The sequence below is a fragment of the Streptomyces sp. 3N207 genome (assembly GCF_052246355.1).
Taxonomy (GTDB): Bacteria; Actinomycetota; Actinomycetes; order Streptomycetales; family Streptomycetaceae; genus Streptomyces.
The window spans coordinates 375,401-392,834 of the sequence record NZ_JBQQBV010000003.1; the positions used below are offsets into that span (position 1 = coordinate 375,401).

A 17,434-nucleotide genomic window follows, 5' to 3' on the forward strand; every position below is an offset into this window, starting at 1 on the left:
CCTGTGTCCCTGTTGCTGAGTTTCGGAGTCTGTGGGTTCACAGCCGCTAGAGCTGTGCGGGTGCGGTGACGCCGAGCTGGGACAGGCCGCCTGCCAGCACCGCTCCGGTGGCCTCGGCGAGGGCCAGCCGGCCGCGATGGGCGGCCCCGGGTTTTTCCTCGCCCCGGGGCAGCGGCGGACATGTGTCATGGAATACGGCGAACGCCCCCGCGACGGCATCCAGATGCCGGGCCAGCGCGCCGGGCGCGGTGATCCGCTCCCGGTCGGCGAGCAGAGCCAGCAACCGGGCACCGGCAGCGCAGAGCGGCACGGCACTCTCCGGCTCCGGCCGCAGCCCGAGCCGCCGGCCATTACGCAGCAGCGAGCAGACCCGCGCATGCGCGTACTGCACCCGGAAGAGCGAACTGGAGCGCTCGATACGGACCGCGAGCGCCGCCGGGTCCTCGCCGGTCGACGCCGCCCAGCGTGGGATGTCCTGAGCCGGGATGTCGGTCGGCCGGTGAGGGGGCACGGTGCTGTCGGACCCGTCCGTCGGTCCGCTCTCCGCGCTGCTGCTGCTGCTCTCCGCGCCGGTCCCGCTCCCGCTCTCCGCGAGGGTGCGCACCAGCGCTATCCGGCCGGCGGGCCCCAGCGTGACGTTCACGAACCCTCCGGCGACAACGACGGCCTCCGCCACCGCGTCCTCGTCCCGTACCAGCCGCGCGCACAGCTCCTCCGCGACCTCCTGTGCGGGACGCCCGCAGGCCGCGGCGGCCTGGAACGCGACCCCCGTCGCGTAATCCCCGCCACCCCGCCGCGGCGGGGACTCCACGACGACACGTACACCGGCCAAGCGTTCCTCCGCGCCCCCGCCGCCATCGTCCGAGAGCACACGGGGCAGCGTGTGCCTGATGGTGCGCGAGAGCTGGGCGGGGGTCACAGAGCAAGCGTATGGGAGGCAGGGTGGGTCTGCGCGAGCCGGTTTCGGCAGCTGGGACGGCGACGTAATTGGAAGGGCCGCGCTGGTCACACACTGCGGCGGGCCGACAACACAGGGCAGATGCCCGAAGGCTTACCCTCTCCCTCTACGCGTCCCTCTCTACGCGTCCCTCTACTCTCGCCCTCCCCCTCTCAGCCGTCTCAGCCCCTCAGGCGCTCAGGGTTCGACGACCTCGGAGACGACGGGACCACCCCCCTCCGCGCCGGCCGTTCCAGGTCTCCCATGCATCAGACGGCGCACCATCCGCACCAGGTCAACGGGCTCGAACGGTTTCCCGAGAAACGCATCCACGCCTCTCTCCCCGACCACACCCCCGCCCTCCAGCTCGGTGCACGCACTCACGAGCGCGAGCGGCAGGTGCCGCGTACGGGGATCGGCCCGCAGCCGCTCCGCCGTACGCACCCCGTCCAGACGCGGCATCACCGCATCGAGCGTCACGACGTCGGGCCGCACGCGATGCACCACGTCCAGGCACTCGGCACCGTCGACGGCGGTCACCACCTCGAAGCCCTCAAGCTCGAGGTTGACCCTGATCAACTGCCGGATGACGCTGCTGTCGTCCACAACAAGCACCCGGCCGGACATACCTGGCACATCAAGAAGCGTAGGCGCGCCCCTCCACCTGCGTCCGGGTTTTGCCCATTTCCACCCCACACCCCGCCCTCCCCCCAAACCCGTTCCTGCCCACCCCCAGTGACCTGGTAGTGTTCTACCTGTCGCCGCCCAAACGGCCGCGCCCCCGTAGCTCAGGGGATAGAGCAACGGCCTCCGGAGCCGTGTGCGCAGGTTCGAATCCTGCCGGGGGTACTTTGATTCAAGTGCCGAAACGCCCTGTGACCAGGTTGGATGCTGGTGCAGGGCGTTTGTCGTGTGTGCAGCCGGATGCGGCTGCGAGCCGCTGTTTGTCGGTGGTCGCGGCGTATTCGCGGGATGGATTCGGTCCCGTTTCCGCAGGTCAGGGCCATTGCATGAGAAGGCCCCCGGGATGACTCCCAGGGGCCTGACTGTAGTCGTTCAGCTCTCAGTTCTCAGTCGGTCTCGCTCTCGTCTTCGGTGTCGGAACCGTCGTCCCAGAGGGCGTCGATCCGTTGGTTGGCTACTTGCTGCCGACCGTCGAGGCACTTCGCGTAGCGGGTCAGCAACACGTCCACGCGGTTGCCCGCGCGCTCCGCCACCTCGGCCGGATCGACTCCCGCGTTCAGCCAGGAGGACAGGGCCGCGTGCCGCAGGTCGTACGGCGTACCGGCGAGCGGTGAGGCAACCTGTTCCGGGGTAAGGGCCAGGGCGCGCGCTTCCTCCCAGGTACGGGAGTACGACGACGAGCCGATGACGCCGCCCCGCTCGTTGAAGAACAGTCGGCCGTCTTCGGCCGTGCCCTCGGATCATTCTTCACCTGGCTACAGCTGAAAACTCAAGCTAGGGCCAACAACGCTCAGGATGTGGACCTCGACCGCGTCGGCGTCTGGATTCGGACCGCCGAGCCCGAGCTGTGCACCGGTCACCGTGCTCCCGGTGAGACCAAGTCCGAGGCAGGCAAGCGGTTCCTCGTCTTTCCCGGCTTCATGTGGCACGGCCGAGCTGGGCGAGCCGGATGAGCTGCGTGACCATCTCGTCCCGTCGTTCCTTGGACGAAGAGCCCTACCGAGAGGCCCGTGCCTGGCTCGACCACGGCCAGCCAGCAGCGACCCGCGAACTCGAAGAGGGCAAGCGTCATACGCTCACCCTCAAGCAACGCACCACAGCAGCGACTTGGACAGTCAGCCCGATAGCCTGCCCGCCAGCTCACCAGGCGCGTGCGTAACAACTTTCTCTACGACTTCAAGGCGGCCCGCTGACGCGGGCCGCGCGCGCTGGCGGCCCGTGGCCGCCGCCCGCTCCTGTCTCCGCCCCGCTCCGCGCCGACCCCGGACCGCTCAGCGCGCAGCCACAACAGCGATCCGCTTGCCCCGCCAGGGCTCCAGGTGGCGTCGGCCCGCACGACTCAGCCGACCAGCGGACGCCAGCACGCACGACCAGGCGCAGACCAGGCACAGAAGTCGACCGGCCCTGTACCCCCGGACCAAGTACGCCGAGAAGGTCCGTGGCGCGGCGCCCAGATCTCGTCGCGGTCTGCGGGCCGGTCCCGCCATCGCCAGGTGGTCGGCTGGGGCTGCGCGGAGGCGTCTGCGGGTCAAAGATCAGAAGCATGGAAACGTGGCTGATGCCGGTGGCCGGTTGGGGGATACACATGCGGATGCTCGGATGTCTGTCCCGTCGTCGTGGCTGACTTTCCCCGCTTGAGGTAGCAGCCAGCTCGGCGGCGACCTTGGCCTGACGGTCGTGGCTGGGACGGTCGTCCTCGGGCCGTTCCCGGGCCGTGCAACGGGGTCGACGGTGACGGCCGATGGAAACTGCCCGAGGGATCAGCGCAGATCAGGAAGCCGTACGGCGAAGGCCCCGCAGGTGACATATTTGCGGGATCACTTCCAGAAGGGCTGGTCGGCGCCACCGAGAGGCGCTACGAACCGGCCATCCGCCCCTGCTCCGGACAGGAGGGGACTCGCTACCCGCACGCTCGGGCGTACAGGCAGCGTCAGGGCTGTGTTTCCGATTTGCGGTCTGTCGATCTTGCGCGGCACTTCGCGCCTGCCTCGCCGCAAGATCGTTGGTGGGCTTGACACGCGCATCGAGGCTCCACCGACCGTGGGCGACAACGGCCTATCAGCCGCGACTCACTCCGACAGGTCATCCAGCTTGGCGGCAAGAGCCGGGAGCGGTACATCCTTGTCAGGAGCGGAAGCGTTCCTAGCCCTGCTGGGCCGTGCGCCGGACAGGTGCACATGGGCAGGCCGACGCCTTGCCGTCGTAGAGAAGGGCGCAGCGCGTGGTGGACAGCATGGGCTGGGTGAGTGACCTGCTCGCGGCGGTGCAGTCTGCGCAACCGGTGAAGTCTGTCGTGGTCCTGGCAACGGTTCTGCAGGAGCAGTTCGCCGCTGAGGAGGTCTCGTTCCTCATCACCGATCGCGGGGGCAATGCCGTGGTCCGGTTGACGGGATCGAGAGAGCAGGGCGGCACCGTCGCACCCGAGCCGCTTGCCCTGTCCGGCACGGCCTATGAGCGGGTGATCCACTCGCAGCAGTTGTGGGTGAGTACGGAGGGGCATGCGGAAGACGACACCGGGCGGCGTAGTTCCCGGGTGGTCGCGCCGGTGACCCACCGGGGGGACGCGATCGGGGTCCTGGAATTGTCCCTCCCTGTTCCCCCCGACCGGGAGAAGCTGGAACGGATCACCGAGGCCACCCGCGTGCTGGCGTATGCCGTGGTCGCCGACAGACGCTTCACCGATCTGTACGAGTGGGGGAGACGGACCACTCGACTGTCCCTGGCCGCGGAGATCCAGCACCGCCTGCTGCCCGAGTCCTTCACCTGCGATGCCGGACCTTTCATCATCGCCGGGTCTCTGGAGCCGGCAACCGATGTCGGCGGTGACACCTTCGACTACACCCTCAACGGTCACGGCCTCAACATGTCCCTGACCGATGCCATGGGTCACGACGTGCGGGCAGCGTTGCTGGCGACGGTCATCGTCAGTGCCCTGCGCAACGCCCGCCGCGCGGGTGCGGGACTCGCAGCACAGGCAGAAGCCGCTAACAAGGCGGTGCTCGAACACGCCGTGCGCGAGCACCGCGCGGTTCTCGACCAGTCCGCTCAGGTGACCCATGCGCTGGCCGAACACGGCGCCCAGGCGATGGTCACGGGGCAACTGCTGTGGGTCGCGTTCGAGACCGGGCGCACCGAGTTCATCAACGCAGGCCACGTCTGGCCGCTGCTGCTTCGCGACGGGCAAGTCGAGGAGATCGCCCCGGGCGTCGATCTGCCGTTCGGTATCGCACCCCGCGCCGAATATCACGTCCAGAGTCTCGATCTGCGCCCCGGCGACCGCCTCTTCCTGCTCACCGACGGAATGATGGAACCGCACGGCCAAGATCGAGAGCTGCGCCGCCTCATCAAAGAAACCGGCGCTTTGCATGCTCGCGAAGCGACGCGCGCCCTCACCCAATCCGTAATGCGGGCCAGCGAGCACGACCCGAGAGATGACGCCACGGTGCTCTGCCTGGACTGGGGCGGCCCTGAATGGCCCCACTACGGCACGTCGCCCCCTTCACCGTGGGGACAGGTGGAGCCACCGGCCCGCACCTCTACGTCTGCGAGGCGATGAAGACGGTCAGCATCGACTCGGTGCTGTACAGCAGCGAAGCACAGCAACCACACCAACCGCCAACGCCCACAGTCGGACGGCGCAGCCCGTTGTCCGTCCTGAATGACCGCAGACGACCGGCCTGGGTAGAGCTTGTAAACAGAAGGTCCGCCCATGGCCGGTGGCGCACCACATCGCACCAGATGCGCACCAGATCGACGGGTGAACCACGGTCAACACCGGTCATCCCCCCCCAGTGCCCAGCACCAGGCGACGAACCGCCATCCGCCCAGCTCAGAGCTCCAACTGCCCCCAATCACCCGTGATTCCCAAGCTCATAGCTCAGCCGACACGTAGGTGGCTCGTCGTTCGGCTCGGGCTGCGGCGCTGGGGCGCCGTTCCCGGCCGACGACGAGCCACCTGTACTGCTTGGCAGACTTGTTCGCCGAGCGGTGCTATGCCGCTGAACTGTCTGCGGCGCCTCCGAGCCCCGGCTGGCCGTCTTCCTGCCACGCCATCTCCGCCGTAAGCCCAGTCGTCAGCAAGTCGGCCAGCAGCCGCGCCGCGTCCGGGCGTACCGCGCCGAGGGTGACGACACCGTACCCGAAGACGTTCACGTCCGCCTTGAGCCCCGGCAGGTCCACATCCAGGCCGACCGCGCGCAGCATCTCTGCGAGGCCGTCAGCAGCGCGCTTGCCTTCCGCCCAGCCGCGTACGTAGGCCACACCTGGAGTGAGGCAATCCGCAGGTCGCGCACACGCCCTTGGGGTCCGTCACGTCGTCCACCTCATCCGCTCTGCTCAGTCGTTCCGCTGCTGACGGCCGTTCGTGCCCGTGCCAGGCACGTCGTACGTGCTCTCCAGCGCCCGCCGCAGCAGCTCCGTCAGCCGCTCGGACGTCTCCGGCGAGATCCGGCCGAGTTCGATCAGCCCGTGTCCGAAGGCGTTCAGGTCGGCACGCAGGTACGGGAAGTCGCGTTCCATCCCGGCAGCGATCAGTACGTCCCGGAGCCCAGCGACCGCGTCCCGCGCTGCGTACCACTCCTCGCTGTCGAGCGGGGACCAGCTCGCGCTGTCACCGCTGTGTTCGTGGTCAGCCGGCATGGGTGCCCTCACCTACCACGGAGGCGGCCGACTGCTCACGGCCGTACCGGTCAGCCCGAGCCACCACAGACGACGCGGCGACAAACATCGCGGCCAGTGCCGCAATCCGCGAAGGGGAAGCCTCCGGTCGACGCATCGGAGCCCGCAGCCAGATGTAGCGATCCCCCGTCAGCGGCATCGGCCCGGGAACGACCACTACCGAGCCCTCGCCCAGGTAGCGGTACTCAGGCGCTTCATCCGCCGACTCCTGCCGGATCATTCGATCGAACGGATCACGTGCCCAGGTGGGGACGAAGAAGCCGACCTGTTCGGATGCCCGGTCCGCCATCACGGGTCCCAGCGGCATTCCGTGGCGCTGGAGTTGGTCGAACGTCTCCAGCCCGACCCGCTGCCCGACCACCACGACGTCGAAGAAACGCCCAGCCGGAAGCGCGCAGGGGCGTCGAGGGGCAACCGCCCAGTACTCCCGGCACTCGTCCGGGTCATCGGATGCGCAGGAGATCCACTGAACTCCCCTTCTTGTCATCATCTGCACGTCGAGTCACCTCAGTTGGTCCAAGCCCCAGCCGTTTGGCCGCGTTGGAACCACCTTGGGTCGCACAGCCCTGAGCTGGGCAGATGACGAGAGGTGACGGGGGATGACGTGCCCTCCGGTCCCGCGTCACCCCGGATCACCTGCCGACAAACGCACCAACCTCCGAATTACGGGCAGACAGCATGGGCTTACATTCCGTAAATTATCGGAGGGGCGAGCAGGACAGCGCACGTGGCCATACGGGCGGGGGAGGCGATCAGAACGGAAGCGAACCGACCCTTCGGGGAACTTCTCCGCGCGGCTCGCAAGGCCCGCGGCTGGGGCCAGCTCAGGCTCGTCAGCGAGCTGCGACGGTGCGCGAAGCGCCACGGGAAGGCGCTCCCGTCCGATGCCAGCGTGAAACGCCGCATCGCAACCTGGGAGAACGGGCACAGCGTGCCCGATGAGTTCTACGGGGCGCTCATCTGCGAGGCGCTGGACATCGCTCCGGCCGAGTTGGGTCTGAGTGCCGCCGCCGGCCAGGACTCCCGCTTGCTGGAGACGCGCTATCCCCCGACCCCGGAGGAGGCGTTTCAGACCGTCAGCCAGTTGTGGCGAGCTGACTTGCACGGATACGAGCCACTGTTGCTCTCCGAGGCGTCACAGCACGCGTGGAGCGAAGCGTCCTTGCGATGGTTGGTCGCGCCCGATCCGTCGTTCCCCTCCACTGTCCGGACGGATAGCGCACGGGTGGGACTGGCCGACGTAGCGATGATCAAGACGACCAGTGACATGTTCGCCGAGATGGACGACCGGTTCGGCGGCGAGCATGCGCGACAGTCTGTGGTCCAGTACCTCAGCCAGGATGTGACACCCCTGCTCACGGGTCAGTACACGGAAGCCGTCGGCCGTGCGCTCTTCTCCACGGTCGCGGAGTCCACGCTGCTGGCCGGTTGGATGTCGTACGACGCGTGTCACCACGGCCTGGCTCAGCGGTACTTCCTCCAGGCGCTCCGTCTCGCCCAGGACGGCGACGACCGCCGGTTGGCGGGGAGCATACTGTCCGCGATGAGCCATCAGGCCACGTTCCTGGGCAACTTCACCGAGGCCGCGACACTCGCCCGAGCCGCACGTATGGGCATCTCGGGCGTGGCGACACCGACCCTGATGGCCCAGTTTCACGCGATGGAGGCTCGCGCCCTTGCCCGTACGGGCGATATCCGCGCATGCGAGCTGGCGCTGAGCGAGGCCACCAAGGCGCTGGAGAGCCGCAACAGCAGCGACGAGCCCGAGTGGATCACCTACTTCGACGAGGCCGAGCTGGCAGCCGAGGCCGCCCACTGCTTCCGCGACGTGAACAGCGCGCGCCGAGCCGTGGCCCATGCCGAGAACGCCATGAGCGGCAGCCATGTGAGGAGCGACTTCTTCGCGACGATGGTTCTTGCGGACGCCCACCTTCGGGCCGGAGATCCCGAGGAGGCATGCCGAGTTGCGTTGGATGCGCTGGATCTCGGCGAACAGCTTAAGTCAGCGCGATGTGTCAGCTACCTAGCGGAGTTTAGGAAGACCCTTTCAGGGGAATTAGCGTCCGCCTCTTGTGTACGCGACTTCACCGCCGAGGCGTCAAATCACCGCCTATGGAAGGAATCTGGTAAAAGGTTTGGATAACGGCCAGCTACCCCCCCTGGGGAATCTCAGCCGCCCCGTGATCCGCTCTCCCCCATCTGAGTGGCAGACGAATGATCTCCAACACTCAACGCGCTAACACTGCCCTGAACCGTGATTTCGTTAGCACTTCGAGTTTCGTACCATTTGAGCATTACATCTCGCACGAATCTTACTGCGGGAGCAAGATGCCGTAGAGCAAAACCAACGACAATGAGAGCGATCACGCCAATGGCGATCTTTGGCATCACTGAGAGATTTCGCACTAGCCCACTAGCCCCTAGACCCGCCAGCGCCATGAGCAGGAACGCGGAGAAACAGAATGGCACGACATGCTCACTGTCATTCGCAGTTCTAATGACGGAACCTTCGATGAATTGAACCCCGCCCTCGGGGCTATAGGAAATAGGGCGCCAACGTTCCCCGCCTTGCCCACTGGCGAGGATCTTGAAAGTAACGCCTTGCCCACTCTCAAGCTGACCAAGCCCATAGATAACTTCGCTTCTACTCTGCTCCAGGCTTGTGCGTCGCTCAACCCCGAGTTCACGGTCAGGCTCCGGTGAGCAGTGAGCATCTACCAGAGCCGCCGTTGGGGGAAATTCGAAGCGGATCTGGTGATCGCGAATTACCTGATTCCCGGCGTTCTCTACATGAAACTCGATCAGCGTCAACTCGTCGACCGGAGAGCCGCGATAGAGTAGTTGAATTCTTTGACGAATATCCGAGTCGATATCAATACCAGCCCCCTGCGTCTTCGCGTTCCAGACCAATCTCTTGCGAGGCTCTCTGGCAGACTGGAGACGAAAGGCGAGGTACGAGGCCAGCAATGTCGCTACAGCCCCTATGAGGGCGGCAGTGAACTCAGATTGGTGATCGGTTAGCAGTTCGGACGCGATTGACGCTGCCACTTTCTGCAATCTCCCCGTAGTTATCCCATATGAGATCCATCGACACTCTAGAACGGTTGCCAGTTGCGACGGCTCCCGCCTTGACGAATATCGCCGACTCGGCGCGAAAACTCTTCTGCCGATTTAGCTTTTGCGGATGCCTGCTGTCCGAGCCACAGCGTCATCATCAGTTCGCGTACGTCGGCCAAGGCCGGGTATCCCGGCCAGTTCATGAGATCGAATCCGTAGTGGTGGACGAAGGATTCATACTCCGTCCGTGTGTGCCAGCCGAACCGCTCGTAGAAGAGCGCGGTCTGCACCAGGTCCCATTCGCGGGGAGCGAGCGCGAAGCCATCGAGGTCGATCAGCACCGCTTGGCCCGTGCGACTGCGCAGGATGTTGCCGATGCTCGCGTCACCGTGGATCAAGCCGAAGGGAAGCACGAAGTCCAGGCGGCTGTACGCCTTGTTCAGCTCTCCGGCCCGCTCCTCCAGGAACGTCCGGTCTGCATCCGAGACACCGTCCAGTGTGCGCAGCGAGCCCCACACCTTGGCAAAGGGGTCGAAGTACGGCATCCCCAGCGACTTCGGCTCTTCCAGCCAGTGCAGCCACTTCAGCAGGTCCGCCAGCTCATCCAGCCGGGCGTACTCGACTTCGTCCTGAAGGTTCACCCAGTACGTGACGACCCGACCACCGATTACGACCGGCTGTTCCACGTCGCCCAGCACCCGCGTAGCCGGGAAGTCCTCCGTCTCCAGCCAGCGAGCGACCCCGACGGCCCGCTGCATCTCCTCCAGAGCGCCAGTGTCCCGCGCGATGCGGACGATGACCGGAGCCGTCGACAACCGGTATACCGCGTTGGAGCCGAGCCGCAGTAGCTCCGCGCCCGCAAGGTCGAGGCCGGCCGAGGCGCACGCCTCCCGGAGGACTGCACCCGCGCTCTCCTCGGTGAACTCCGCTACCCGTGCACCCGACTCGCCACCATCCGAGACCATGAGAGCGACGCTACCGGCCCCGCCACGAGCCCGGCAGGCCGTTCACGTAGTAATGGCGTAATGATCTTGGTCACCCCGCTCCAACGAAGCCCTCCCCCGCAGATCAGCGGCCGTCCACCGCTCGCCGCTTCCGTGACCTCCGGAGCCGTGTGCGCAGGTTCGAATCCTGCCGGGGGTACTTTGATTCAAGTGCCGAAACGCCCTGTGACCAGTCCTTTCGCTGGCGCGGGGCGTTATTGCGTTGTGCAGCCTCATGCGGCCGGATGCAGGCCGATGTCGCTGATCACCTAATGACGACTTAATGATCTTGGGCGGCTTTTCGCAGGTCAGCAGCAGTCTCAGGCCCCGCACCTCCAACGGCGAACGTAGCAGTACTCATCCCGGGCCGGTTCCTGAAAGCGGCTGACAAACCGGCGCGGTCACAGAAGGATCTTGCTCGACAGAGGCTCCACCGCCCACTGCCGAGCAGACCGAAGGGACCGTTGCCATCGTGCTCACCAGGAAGACGCGCTCACGCATCGTCGCCTCGGCGGCCGTTCTCGCGGTCGTCACGGGAACCCCGCAGGCATACGCAGCTTTAGGCGGAAAGCAGACACCAAGCCACCAGACCGAGTCCGCGACTGTCGCCAGGGGCAAGCCGTACATCAACACGCGTCTCTACTTCGGGACCGGCCGGCCGGACGGCAAGCCACCCGTCTCCGACAAGCAATTCCTCGCGTTCGTGGACAAGCATGTGACCCCGAAGTTCCCCGCGGGACTGACCATCCAGCGGGGCCGCGGACAGTGGCGCGACCAGAACGGCCACATCAGCCGCGAGGGGTCGTACGAACTCAGCGTGCTCTACCCCGTCTCGGAGGCCCGCGACCACGACGCCGACATCGAGAAGATCCGCAGCGCGTACAAGCGCATCTACGGCCAAGAGGCTGTTCTCCGGACTGACGACCACGAGCGGGCCGACTTCTAGCCCGCTGCGAACACACGAGAGCCCCGGATTTCTCCGGGGCTCCGTAGATGCCCTTCACCAGAGGGATCAGGGCCTGGCTGTCGTGCAGGTTCGCCCCCGAGATTCCGATGGACAGGGGCAGACCAGTTCGCTCAGTGACAAGTGGATCTTTGAGCCGTACTTGCCCCGGTCGACAGGATTCGGAGCTGTCAGGTCCCCCTTTTCAAGACCCGCATATTCACCGAGTCGATCGCGCAGCGGGTCCAGTCCAACTCGCCACCGGACCCGAGTTCGTCAATGACCAGGCGGTGCAGCTTGGCCCACACCCCGGCCTGGCTCCACTCGGTGAACCGTCGGTGGACGGTCTGCCATGAGGCGCCGAAGACCGGCGGCAGCTGCCGCCAGGTGCATCCCCAGGTGACGACGAAGACGATCGCGGCAAGGATCGCTCGATCGTCTAGGCGCCGACGGCCGCCCCCTTGCGGCGGCGTCGGGGCAGTCGGCCTGACGGCTCGGAACAACTCCCACAGCCGCTCCGGCACCAAGCGGTCAGCGAACGCCATCGGGCGCGGCCTCCTCCTCCTGCTCCCGGTGCTCCGCCTTGTCTGCCGCCTGCCAAGGCGCTCCGAAACGCGCCAGGTAGTGCCATACCTTCTTGACCGCCTGCGGGTCATAGCGTCCGGTATTGGCGGCGTCTCCAACGAGGCGCGGATTGAGCACGTCACCGACGGCGATCTGTGCGCCTAGGTCGATGAACTCCTGGCCCCGATAGGCGGGATGCCGACGGAGCTCCTCGACCGTAAGTCGGAATCCAGGGTGCCATTCCACGGGGCACGGAAGGCGGCCAGCAGCGTCCTCGACGGCCGTGCCTCGGTAGCAGTGGTCCAGGACCAGGGCCTCGACGTCGCGATCGAGGCGGACCGGTCCGTGCACCTGCGCTTCGATGCAGTCGTCGAGGGCGTCCCGATGGTCGGCCAGGGCGAGCTCGATAAGCCCCATGCGCTCTGCGGTACCGAAGTCTGAGGGCTCCAGGCAGCTGTCCGGATAGCAGAACGTCGTCCGCTCCAGCGCCCCGGCGGTGAGCCGGAAGTGGGAGGAACCGAAGCGCGGCGCCGCGCCGACCGGATTGTGGCCGAAGTTCAGTGCCCCATAGACGGGCCGCTCGCTGGCGGCGGCGTTGTCGTAGGCGCCGTTGAAGATCCGGCTCTCCCACCGCCACCGGTCCCCGCCGGGGTAGGCAGTCAGGCCGCCGTTGCTCGTTCCGGTGACGAACTGTGAGACATAAACGCCGCACTCAGCCAGGGAGTCAAGGATCGGTTTGCCGTGTGTCAGACAGTCCGGATGGAAGTTGAGGGTCACCCGCAGCATCGGATCCAGCGGCGGACCGGACGACAGCCCGGCCACATGACCAAGAGCCCGTTCCTGCGGTGTCTGGAGGGCGTCGAAGCTCATGCGCGCAGTGTCCCCGGGCTGACCAATCCGCGCACGCAGGTCTCCTTGACTATCGACGCACTTCGCTGATCGCCAATCGAAGACGACCTCTTGATGAAGTCCTCCGGCATCTGTCCCGGCAGAAGCCTGACGAGGGACCCGAAGCCGCCCCGCGTCGGCCGTATGAGCCCACGGCGAGGCACATGAACTTGAGGCGGAGACGCACCGTTGCCGACGAGCCCGGAGACGACTGTCGGTGCCGCCTTGCGGCTCACCGCCAGCCCGCAACCGGCCATCGACGGCCGCCAGGTTCACGCGACCCGTATGAACGCAACAGGCCCCGAGCCACCAGGCCAAGTCCGCAACTGCCGCCAGAGATTAGCCGTACATCAGCATGTGCCTCTACTTCGGAACGGGTGGCCGGAGGGCAAGCCGTCGGTCTCCGACAAACAGTTCCTCCCGTTCGTGGACGAGCACGTTGCCCCGAAGTCCCCAGCCGGGCCGCGGACGGTGGCGCGACCGGAACGGCCACCTCAGCCGTGAGGGGGCGTACGAGCGGGCCGGCTTCCAGATCGTGCGGCAGCAGACGACAGGCGGGAGGCGGCAGGCGGGAGGCGGGAGGCGGGAGCCAGCGGGTACGGGCTGTTGCCGGGTTATGACGTGGGGGGAGTTGCCCCTCGATGTCGGGGACCTAGAGTGCCAAGGCGTGAGCACGAGCTGAGGTTCGCCCGGCGTGGAGGGAGCGCGGTGGGGCGGGCCCGGGCCGATGGGGGAGAAATGATCAAGCGTTCACGCATTCTGCTCGGTGCGGTGGCGGCAGGCGCCCTGGCCACGGCGGGGACCGTCACGGCGATGGGGGCCGAGGACAGCGGAACGGGCAAGGCCGAGGCCAAGACCAAGGCCGCTTCGGCCGGGGCCGGGGTCTCGACCAAGGGCGGGTCGGCGGCAGTCGGTACGTACAACGAGTTCTCGCGGCTCGATCAGCGCTCGGCGGGGCAGTTCGGGTCGGGGGATTCTGTTGCGGGGCAGTGGTCCTGGCGTACGGAGCCGTCCGGGGAGTACACGATCAACTGGGAGCAGAAGGAGCCGGAGAACCGGGAGCGGTTCCGCCGCTCCAAGGACGGGGAGTGGCTGCTGCTGGACGGCTGGGGGAAGAAGGGCCACACCTACTACGAGCAGCGCGTCACCTCGGAGAAGATCGGTGACGCCGACTGTACGAACATGAAGGCACTCCCGTCCGAGGGCGACCGCCAGCACTATGTGCGCTGGAACATTCCCGCCGAGGGCTACTGCCTGGATGCCAAGGGCACCATCCAGGAGGAGAAGGGCGGGAAGACCATCAACTTCCGTCACCGGCAGGTGTGGTCACCGCCGGCCCCCTGCTCCAACGCCACCTTCAAGGACCGCTCGTGCATCACCCAGCACGAGATCTGGTGGGACGACAACAACCACCCGTACGAGAAGACCCTGGATCGCAAGGTGCAGCTCGCCAAGGGGCTGGGCATGGCCTTCCGTATCGACCAGAGCTTCCCGAAGCAGTGGTCGGCGGAGATGACGAAGCAGTGGGACTACTGACCCCCTGGTCCGCCCACCTCTGACCCTTGACGAGCGACCGGCCCCGCAGGCCAACTGGCGCTGCTGCGGGGCCGGTTGGTGTGCGGAGGGGCACTTGGTGTGGGCTTGCGGTGGAGTGAGAGGTGGGTCAGGATCTGGCTCAGGTGGTCGAGACCAGCCGTAGGAGCGTTACGCGGTGGGCTTCGGCCGTCGGTCAGGGCACGTCCGGGGGTGCGGGTCGGGCGGTGACGCCTGTTTTCCGTACCGCCGACGGGGAGGACCGTTCGTGTTCCGACTTCCGCGTGTTCTGGGAGTGCTGGCGGCCGGCGCCGCATTGGTTGTCGTACCCGCTCATGGTGCCGGCGCTGCCGAGCGTGACGCGGCTGCGCCGAATGTTCTGGGGGCCTGTGCCGAGCTGACCGATCAGGGGCCGGGCTGGGCCTCGCTGCGCAACGACTGCGGTGTGGAGATCAGCGGCTCGGTGGAGCTGAGTTCCGGGCAGAACCCTCAGTGCGTGACGATCGCCGCGCACGGCACCGGCACCGTGCGCTGGGAGGGAAGCGGGACGGCCGAGCACGCGTACGACTGCTTGACGTAGGGAGACATCGCGGGACGAAGGGGGACGGGTGTCTGGCCGGGCGCTCGACGCTCGCGGCCCCGCCCGTGCCCCCGCCCCTGCTCCTGCTCCTGCTCCTGCTCCTGCTGCCGGTGACTGCCCGTCACGACCGGGTGCCCGTGGCCCCACCGCCCGTGACCGCGTATCCGGCCGCCTCGCCGTATCGCGCTCGACCCGTGTCCTGGTGGGGTCCGGCGACTTACGATGCCCGGGCGGTCGTGGCGGTGACGGGTGGCGGGAGGAGTCGGTGTGAGCGCTGAGTTCGCCGTGGTGCGGAGTGGGCGGCCCGTGGGCGCGGAGGAGCGGGCAGCGATCCTGGCGGCGCCGGGATTCGGGCGGTACTTCACCGATCACATGGCCTCGGCCACCTGGACGGCCGACGGCGGCTGGGCGGGGCACAAGGTGGGGCCGCTGGAGCCGTTCCAGCTGCATCCCAGCGCTGCGGTGCTGCATTACGCACAGGAGATCTTCGAGGGCCTGAAGGCGTACCGGCACGGGGACGGCAGCGTGTGGCTGTTCCGGCCGGACGCCAACGCCCGGCGCTTCGCACGGTCCGCGCGCCGGCTGGCGCTGCCCGTGCTGCCGGAGGAGGACTTCGTCGCCGGTGTGGCCACGCTGGTGGAGGTCGACGAGCCGTGGGTTCCTGCGCCTGCCGGGGAGGAGAGCCTGTATCTGCGGCCGTTCATGTTCGCTTCCGAGGCGTTCCTCGGGGTACGGCCCGCCGCCCGGGTCGAGTACGCCGTGATCGCGAGCCCCGCGGGGCCCTACTTCGAGTCCGGGGTCACCGGGGTCACCCTGTGGGTGAGTGGCACGTACACCCGTGCGGCCGAGGGCGGTACGGGCGCGGCCAAGTGCGGGGGCAACTACGCGGGGAGCCTGGCCGCGCAGCGCGAGGCCGCGGAGCACGGCTGCGACCAGGTGCTGTACCTCGACAGTGCCGGCAAGGGCAACGTCGAGGAGTCCGGCACGATGAACCTGCTCCTGGTCACCTCGGACGGCCACCTCGTCACGCCGGAGCTGGGCACCATTCTGGCGGGCGTCACCCGCGACACCCTGCTGGCGCTGGCCGGCGAGCACGGGCTGACGCCGGTGGAGCGCTCGGTCAGCATTGAGGAGCTGCGCTCGGGGATCGCCGACGGCACCATCGTCGAGACGTTCGCCGCGGGCACGGCAGCTGTGGTCACGCCGATCACCGGGTTCAAGGGTGTGGGCCCCGACGGCGAGGGCTACGAGGTGACCGTCGGTAACGGTTCACCGGGCAGAAGGACGGTCGCGCTGCGTGAGCATGTACTGGACATCCAGTACGGCCGTGCCAAGGACCCACACGGCTGGCTGCACCGCGTCTGCTAGCGGCTGCGGAAGCGAGGTGCAGCCCGGTGCTGGGCGCGGGCGGGCGGGTGCACGGACCGGTGCCGTACCGCCGCTGCGCGGACCGGTGCCGTACTGCCGCTGCCGCCCACAGGGGCGAGCGCTCTTACCGCGAGTCCACCAGGGCGTATTTCGCCGAGAGCACCGTCGGCCGCCCCTGGCGCGGCAGGTGGGCGAGGGCCTGGCCGTGGAAGGTGCTGATGACGGTGGAGCGGGGTGCGGGGTCGTAGACGGCCTCTTCGTCGGACGGGGTGAGCTGGAAGCCGGAGCGGGCGACGTGCAGCCGCTGTTCGTGCGCCAGCGGAACGACGGCCAGCACTCCCCCGTCGGCGGTGCGAAGCGCGTAGCTGTCGCGGTGGCGCGGCTGCGCCGGTACGAAACGTCTGCGGGCACCCTCCGCGCCGAGTGCGTCGTTGCGATGGCGGTGGGTGGAACGTGCCTCCTTCGTCACGGCGTTGGGCGCGAGCGCCGCCGCCTCGTCGGTGCCGCCCGTCTGCCACAGATCCTCGTACGTCCCGGGGACGTCGTCCGGACGTAGCACACCGCTCCTGGTGGCCGCGCTGACCGCCGTCGCGAGGCCCGCCCGACTCGTGGCGACGCGGGGCAGCCGCCCGGCCTGGAGCGGGAGCGCGGCGTGCAGACGCCAGGGGGTCACGCGCTTCCCGTGCCGTGCGCCGGCTCGGTGTTCCCTGGCGAAGACCAGCACGGTGCGCTGCGGGGAGGGCGTGGTGCGGGTGGCGGTCACCATGAACCAGGAGGCGCCCGCGGGGATATGGAACTCGGGCTTCCGGTAGCGGGTGGGGTGGGCGAACGGGGCGCGATCGTGCCGTGGGAGGGCGTCGTACTGCTCGTAGCCCGCCTTGGACCGTTCCAGCACATTGCCCGCCGCGACCCTGGCGAGCAGGGCGGCGTCCCTTGTCCGGTCGGCCCTGGTGGCGATCTTCTCGTAGCGGTGGAGGACGCGGCGCGCCTGGACGACGGTCACCGCACCGTGCGGGCCCGGCGGCGTGCTCGTACGTCCGTCACCGTCGCGAGCACCACGAGCGTCACCGGCTCCACCGACGCCACCGCTGCCCAGTACGTGCCCGCCGCAGCCTGCCGTCGTACCGGCGACAAGGACAGCCACGACCGCAAGCGCGACGCCGACGGCAATCCGGGCACGGCCGGCCCAAACGCGGCGAGCGCGGAGAGATGGGCGGCGG

Annotated in this window: 16 protein-coding genes, 1 tRNA gene and 2 pseudogenes; 8 read left to right on the top strand and 11 right to left on the bottom strand. The window is 67.7% G+C overall.

The window, feature by feature from the left end:
* Positions 1-46 precede the first annotated feature (46 nt).
* Complete coding sequence (locus tag ACTWP9_RS07180) at positions 47-919, bottom strand: DALR anticodon-binding domain-containing protein (protein WP_443245132.1); 873 nt, start codon at positions 917-919, stop codon at positions 47-49.
* Between the two features lie 216 nt (positions 920-1,135).
* Positions 1,136-1,564, bottom strand: coding sequence for a response regulator (locus ACTWP9_RS07185; RefSeq protein ID WP_443245262.1), 429 nt, complete (start codon positions 1,562-1,564; stop codon positions 1,136-1,138).
* 150 nt (positions 1,565-1,714) lie between these two features.
* Between ACTWP9_RS07185 and ACTWP9_RS07190 the strand changes: the two genes are divergently transcribed.
* A tRNA-Arg gene (locus tag ACTWP9_RS07190) sits at positions 1,715-1,786 on the top strand.
* Between the two features lie 221 nt (positions 1,787-2,007).
* On the opposite strand, the pseudogene ACTWP9_RS07195 reads toward ACTWP9_RS07190, so the two are convergent.
* Positions 2,008-2,355, bottom strand: a pseudogene (locus ACTWP9_RS07195) (tyrosine-type recombinase/integrase); the annotation flags it as partial.
* A 63-nt stretch (positions 2,356-2,418) separates the two neighbouring features.
* Between ACTWP9_RS07195 and ACTWP9_RS07200 the strand changes: the two are divergent.
* Complete coding sequence (locus tag ACTWP9_RS07200; protein ID WP_443245133.1) at positions 2,419-2,574, top strand: hypothetical protein; 156 nt, start codon at positions 2,419-2,421, stop codon at positions 2,572-2,574.
* A gap of 1,268 nt (positions 2,575-3,842) precedes the next feature.
* Positions 3,843-5,177, top strand: a complete 1,335-nt coding sequence (locus ACTWP9_RS07205; protein ID WP_443245134.1) for a PP2C family protein-serine/threonine phosphatase — start codon at positions 3,843-3,845, stop codon at positions 5,175-5,177.
* A gap of 434 nt (positions 5,178-5,611) precedes the next feature.
* On the opposite strand, the gene ACTWP9_RS07210 is transcribed toward ACTWP9_RS07205, so the two are convergent.
* From ACTWP9_RS07210 to ACTWP9_RS07220, 3 genes are all read right to left on the bottom strand, one after another.
* The gene (locus ACTWP9_RS07210; RefSeq protein ID WP_443245135.1) at positions 5,612-5,881 is read right to left on the bottom strand and encodes a hypothetical protein; all 270 of its coding nucleotides are present in this window, start codon (positions 5,879-5,881) and stop codon (positions 5,612-5,614) included.
* Between the two features lie 75 nt (positions 5,882-5,956).
* Complete coding sequence (locus ACTWP9_RS07215; RefSeq protein WP_443245136.1) at positions 5,957-6,259, bottom strand: hypothetical protein; 303 nt, start codon at positions 6,257-6,259, stop codon at positions 5,957-5,959.
* Positions 6,249-6,788, bottom strand: a complete 540-nt coding sequence (locus ACTWP9_RS07220) for a bifunctional DNA primase/polymerase (protein WP_443245263.1) — start codon at positions 6,786-6,788, stop codon at positions 6,249-6,251. The genes ACTWP9_RS07215 and ACTWP9_RS07220 overlap by 11 nt, the downstream gene beginning before the upstream one ends.
* Before the next feature lie 402 nt (positions 6,789-7,190).
* Between ACTWP9_RS07220 and ACTWP9_RS07225 the strand changes: the two genes are divergently transcribed.
* Positions 7,191-8,441: a hypothetical protein gene (locus ACTWP9_RS07225; RefSeq protein ID WP_443245264.1), complete on the top strand. Its 1,251-nt coding sequence runs from the start codon at positions 7,191-7,193 to the stop codon at positions 8,439-8,441.
* A 26-nt stretch (positions 8,442-8,467) separates the two neighbouring features.
* Here the strand turns inward: ACTWP9_RS07225 and ACTWP9_RS07230 are convergent, their stop codons facing one another.
* Both ACTWP9_RS07230 and ACTWP9_RS07235 read right to left on the bottom strand, forming a co-directional pair.
* Positions 8,468-9,346 carry a hypothetical protein gene (locus tag ACTWP9_RS07230; protein ID WP_443245137.1) on the bottom strand — a complete coding sequence of 293 codons (879 nt, stop codon included), beginning with the start codon at positions 9,344-9,346 and terminating at the stop codon, positions 8,468-8,470.
* A 47-nt stretch (positions 9,347-9,393) separates the two neighbouring features.
* Positions 9,394-10,320 carry a phosphotransferase family protein gene (locus ACTWP9_RS07235; RefSeq protein WP_443245138.1) on the bottom strand — a complete coding sequence of 309 codons (927 nt, stop codon included), beginning with the start codon at positions 10,318-10,320 and terminating at the stop codon, positions 9,394-9,396.
* A gap of 490 nt (positions 10,321-10,810) precedes the next feature.
* On the opposite strand from ACTWP9_RS07235, the gene ACTWP9_RS07240 reads away from it, so the two are divergent.
* The gene (locus ACTWP9_RS07240) at positions 10,811-11,284 is read left to right on the top strand and encodes a DUF3574 domain-containing protein (protein WP_443245139.1); all 474 of its coding nucleotides are present in this window, start codon (positions 10,811-10,813) and stop codon (positions 11,282-11,284) included.
* Positions 11,285-11,329: 45 nt separating this feature from the next.
* Here the strand turns inward: ACTWP9_RS07240 and ACTWP9_RS07245 are convergent.
* Both ACTWP9_RS07245 and ACTWP9_RS07250 read right to left on the bottom strand, forming a co-directional pair.
* Positions 11,330-11,826: pseudogene (locus ACTWP9_RS07245) on the bottom strand (IS5 family transposase); the annotation flags it as partial.
* Positions 11,813-12,715 carry a DUF3626 domain-containing protein gene (locus tag ACTWP9_RS07250; protein WP_443245140.1) on the bottom strand — a complete coding sequence of 301 codons (903 nt, stop codon included), beginning with the start codon at positions 12,713-12,715 and terminating at the stop codon, positions 11,813-11,815. The pseudogene ACTWP9_RS07245 and the gene ACTWP9_RS07250, both read right to left, overlap by 14 nt.
* Before the next feature lie 756 nt (positions 12,716-13,471).
* Here ACTWP9_RS07250 and ACTWP9_RS07255 point away from each other — a divergent pair.
* The 3 genes from ACTWP9_RS07255 (at position 13,472) to ACTWP9_RS07265 (ending at position 16,214) form a co-directional block, all read left to right on the top strand.
* Entirely contained in the window at positions 13,472-14,269 is a 798-nt protein-coding gene (locus ACTWP9_RS07255; RefSeq protein ID WP_443245141.1) for a hypothetical protein, read from the top strand.
* Positions 14,270-14,534: 265 nt separating this feature from the next.
* Positions 14,535-14,846 carry a hypothetical protein gene (locus ACTWP9_RS07260; RefSeq protein ID WP_443245142.1) on the top strand — a complete coding sequence of 104 codons (312 nt, stop codon included), beginning with the start codon at positions 14,535-14,537 and terminating at the stop codon, positions 14,844-14,846.
* Positions 14,847-15,113: 267 nt separating this feature from the next.
* Complete coding sequence (locus ACTWP9_RS07265) at positions 15,114-16,214, top strand: branched-chain amino acid aminotransferase (protein WP_443245143.1); 1,101 nt, start codon at positions 15,114-15,116, stop codon at positions 16,212-16,214.
* Between the two features lie 124 nt (positions 16,215-16,338).
* On the opposite strand, the gene ACTWP9_RS07270 is transcribed toward ACTWP9_RS07265, so the two are convergent.
* Complete coding sequence (locus ACTWP9_RS07270; protein ID WP_443245144.1) at positions 16,339-17,358, bottom strand: hypothetical protein; 1,020 nt, start codon at positions 17,356-17,358, stop codon at positions 16,339-16,341.
* Positions 17,359-17,434 lie beyond the last annotated feature (76 nt).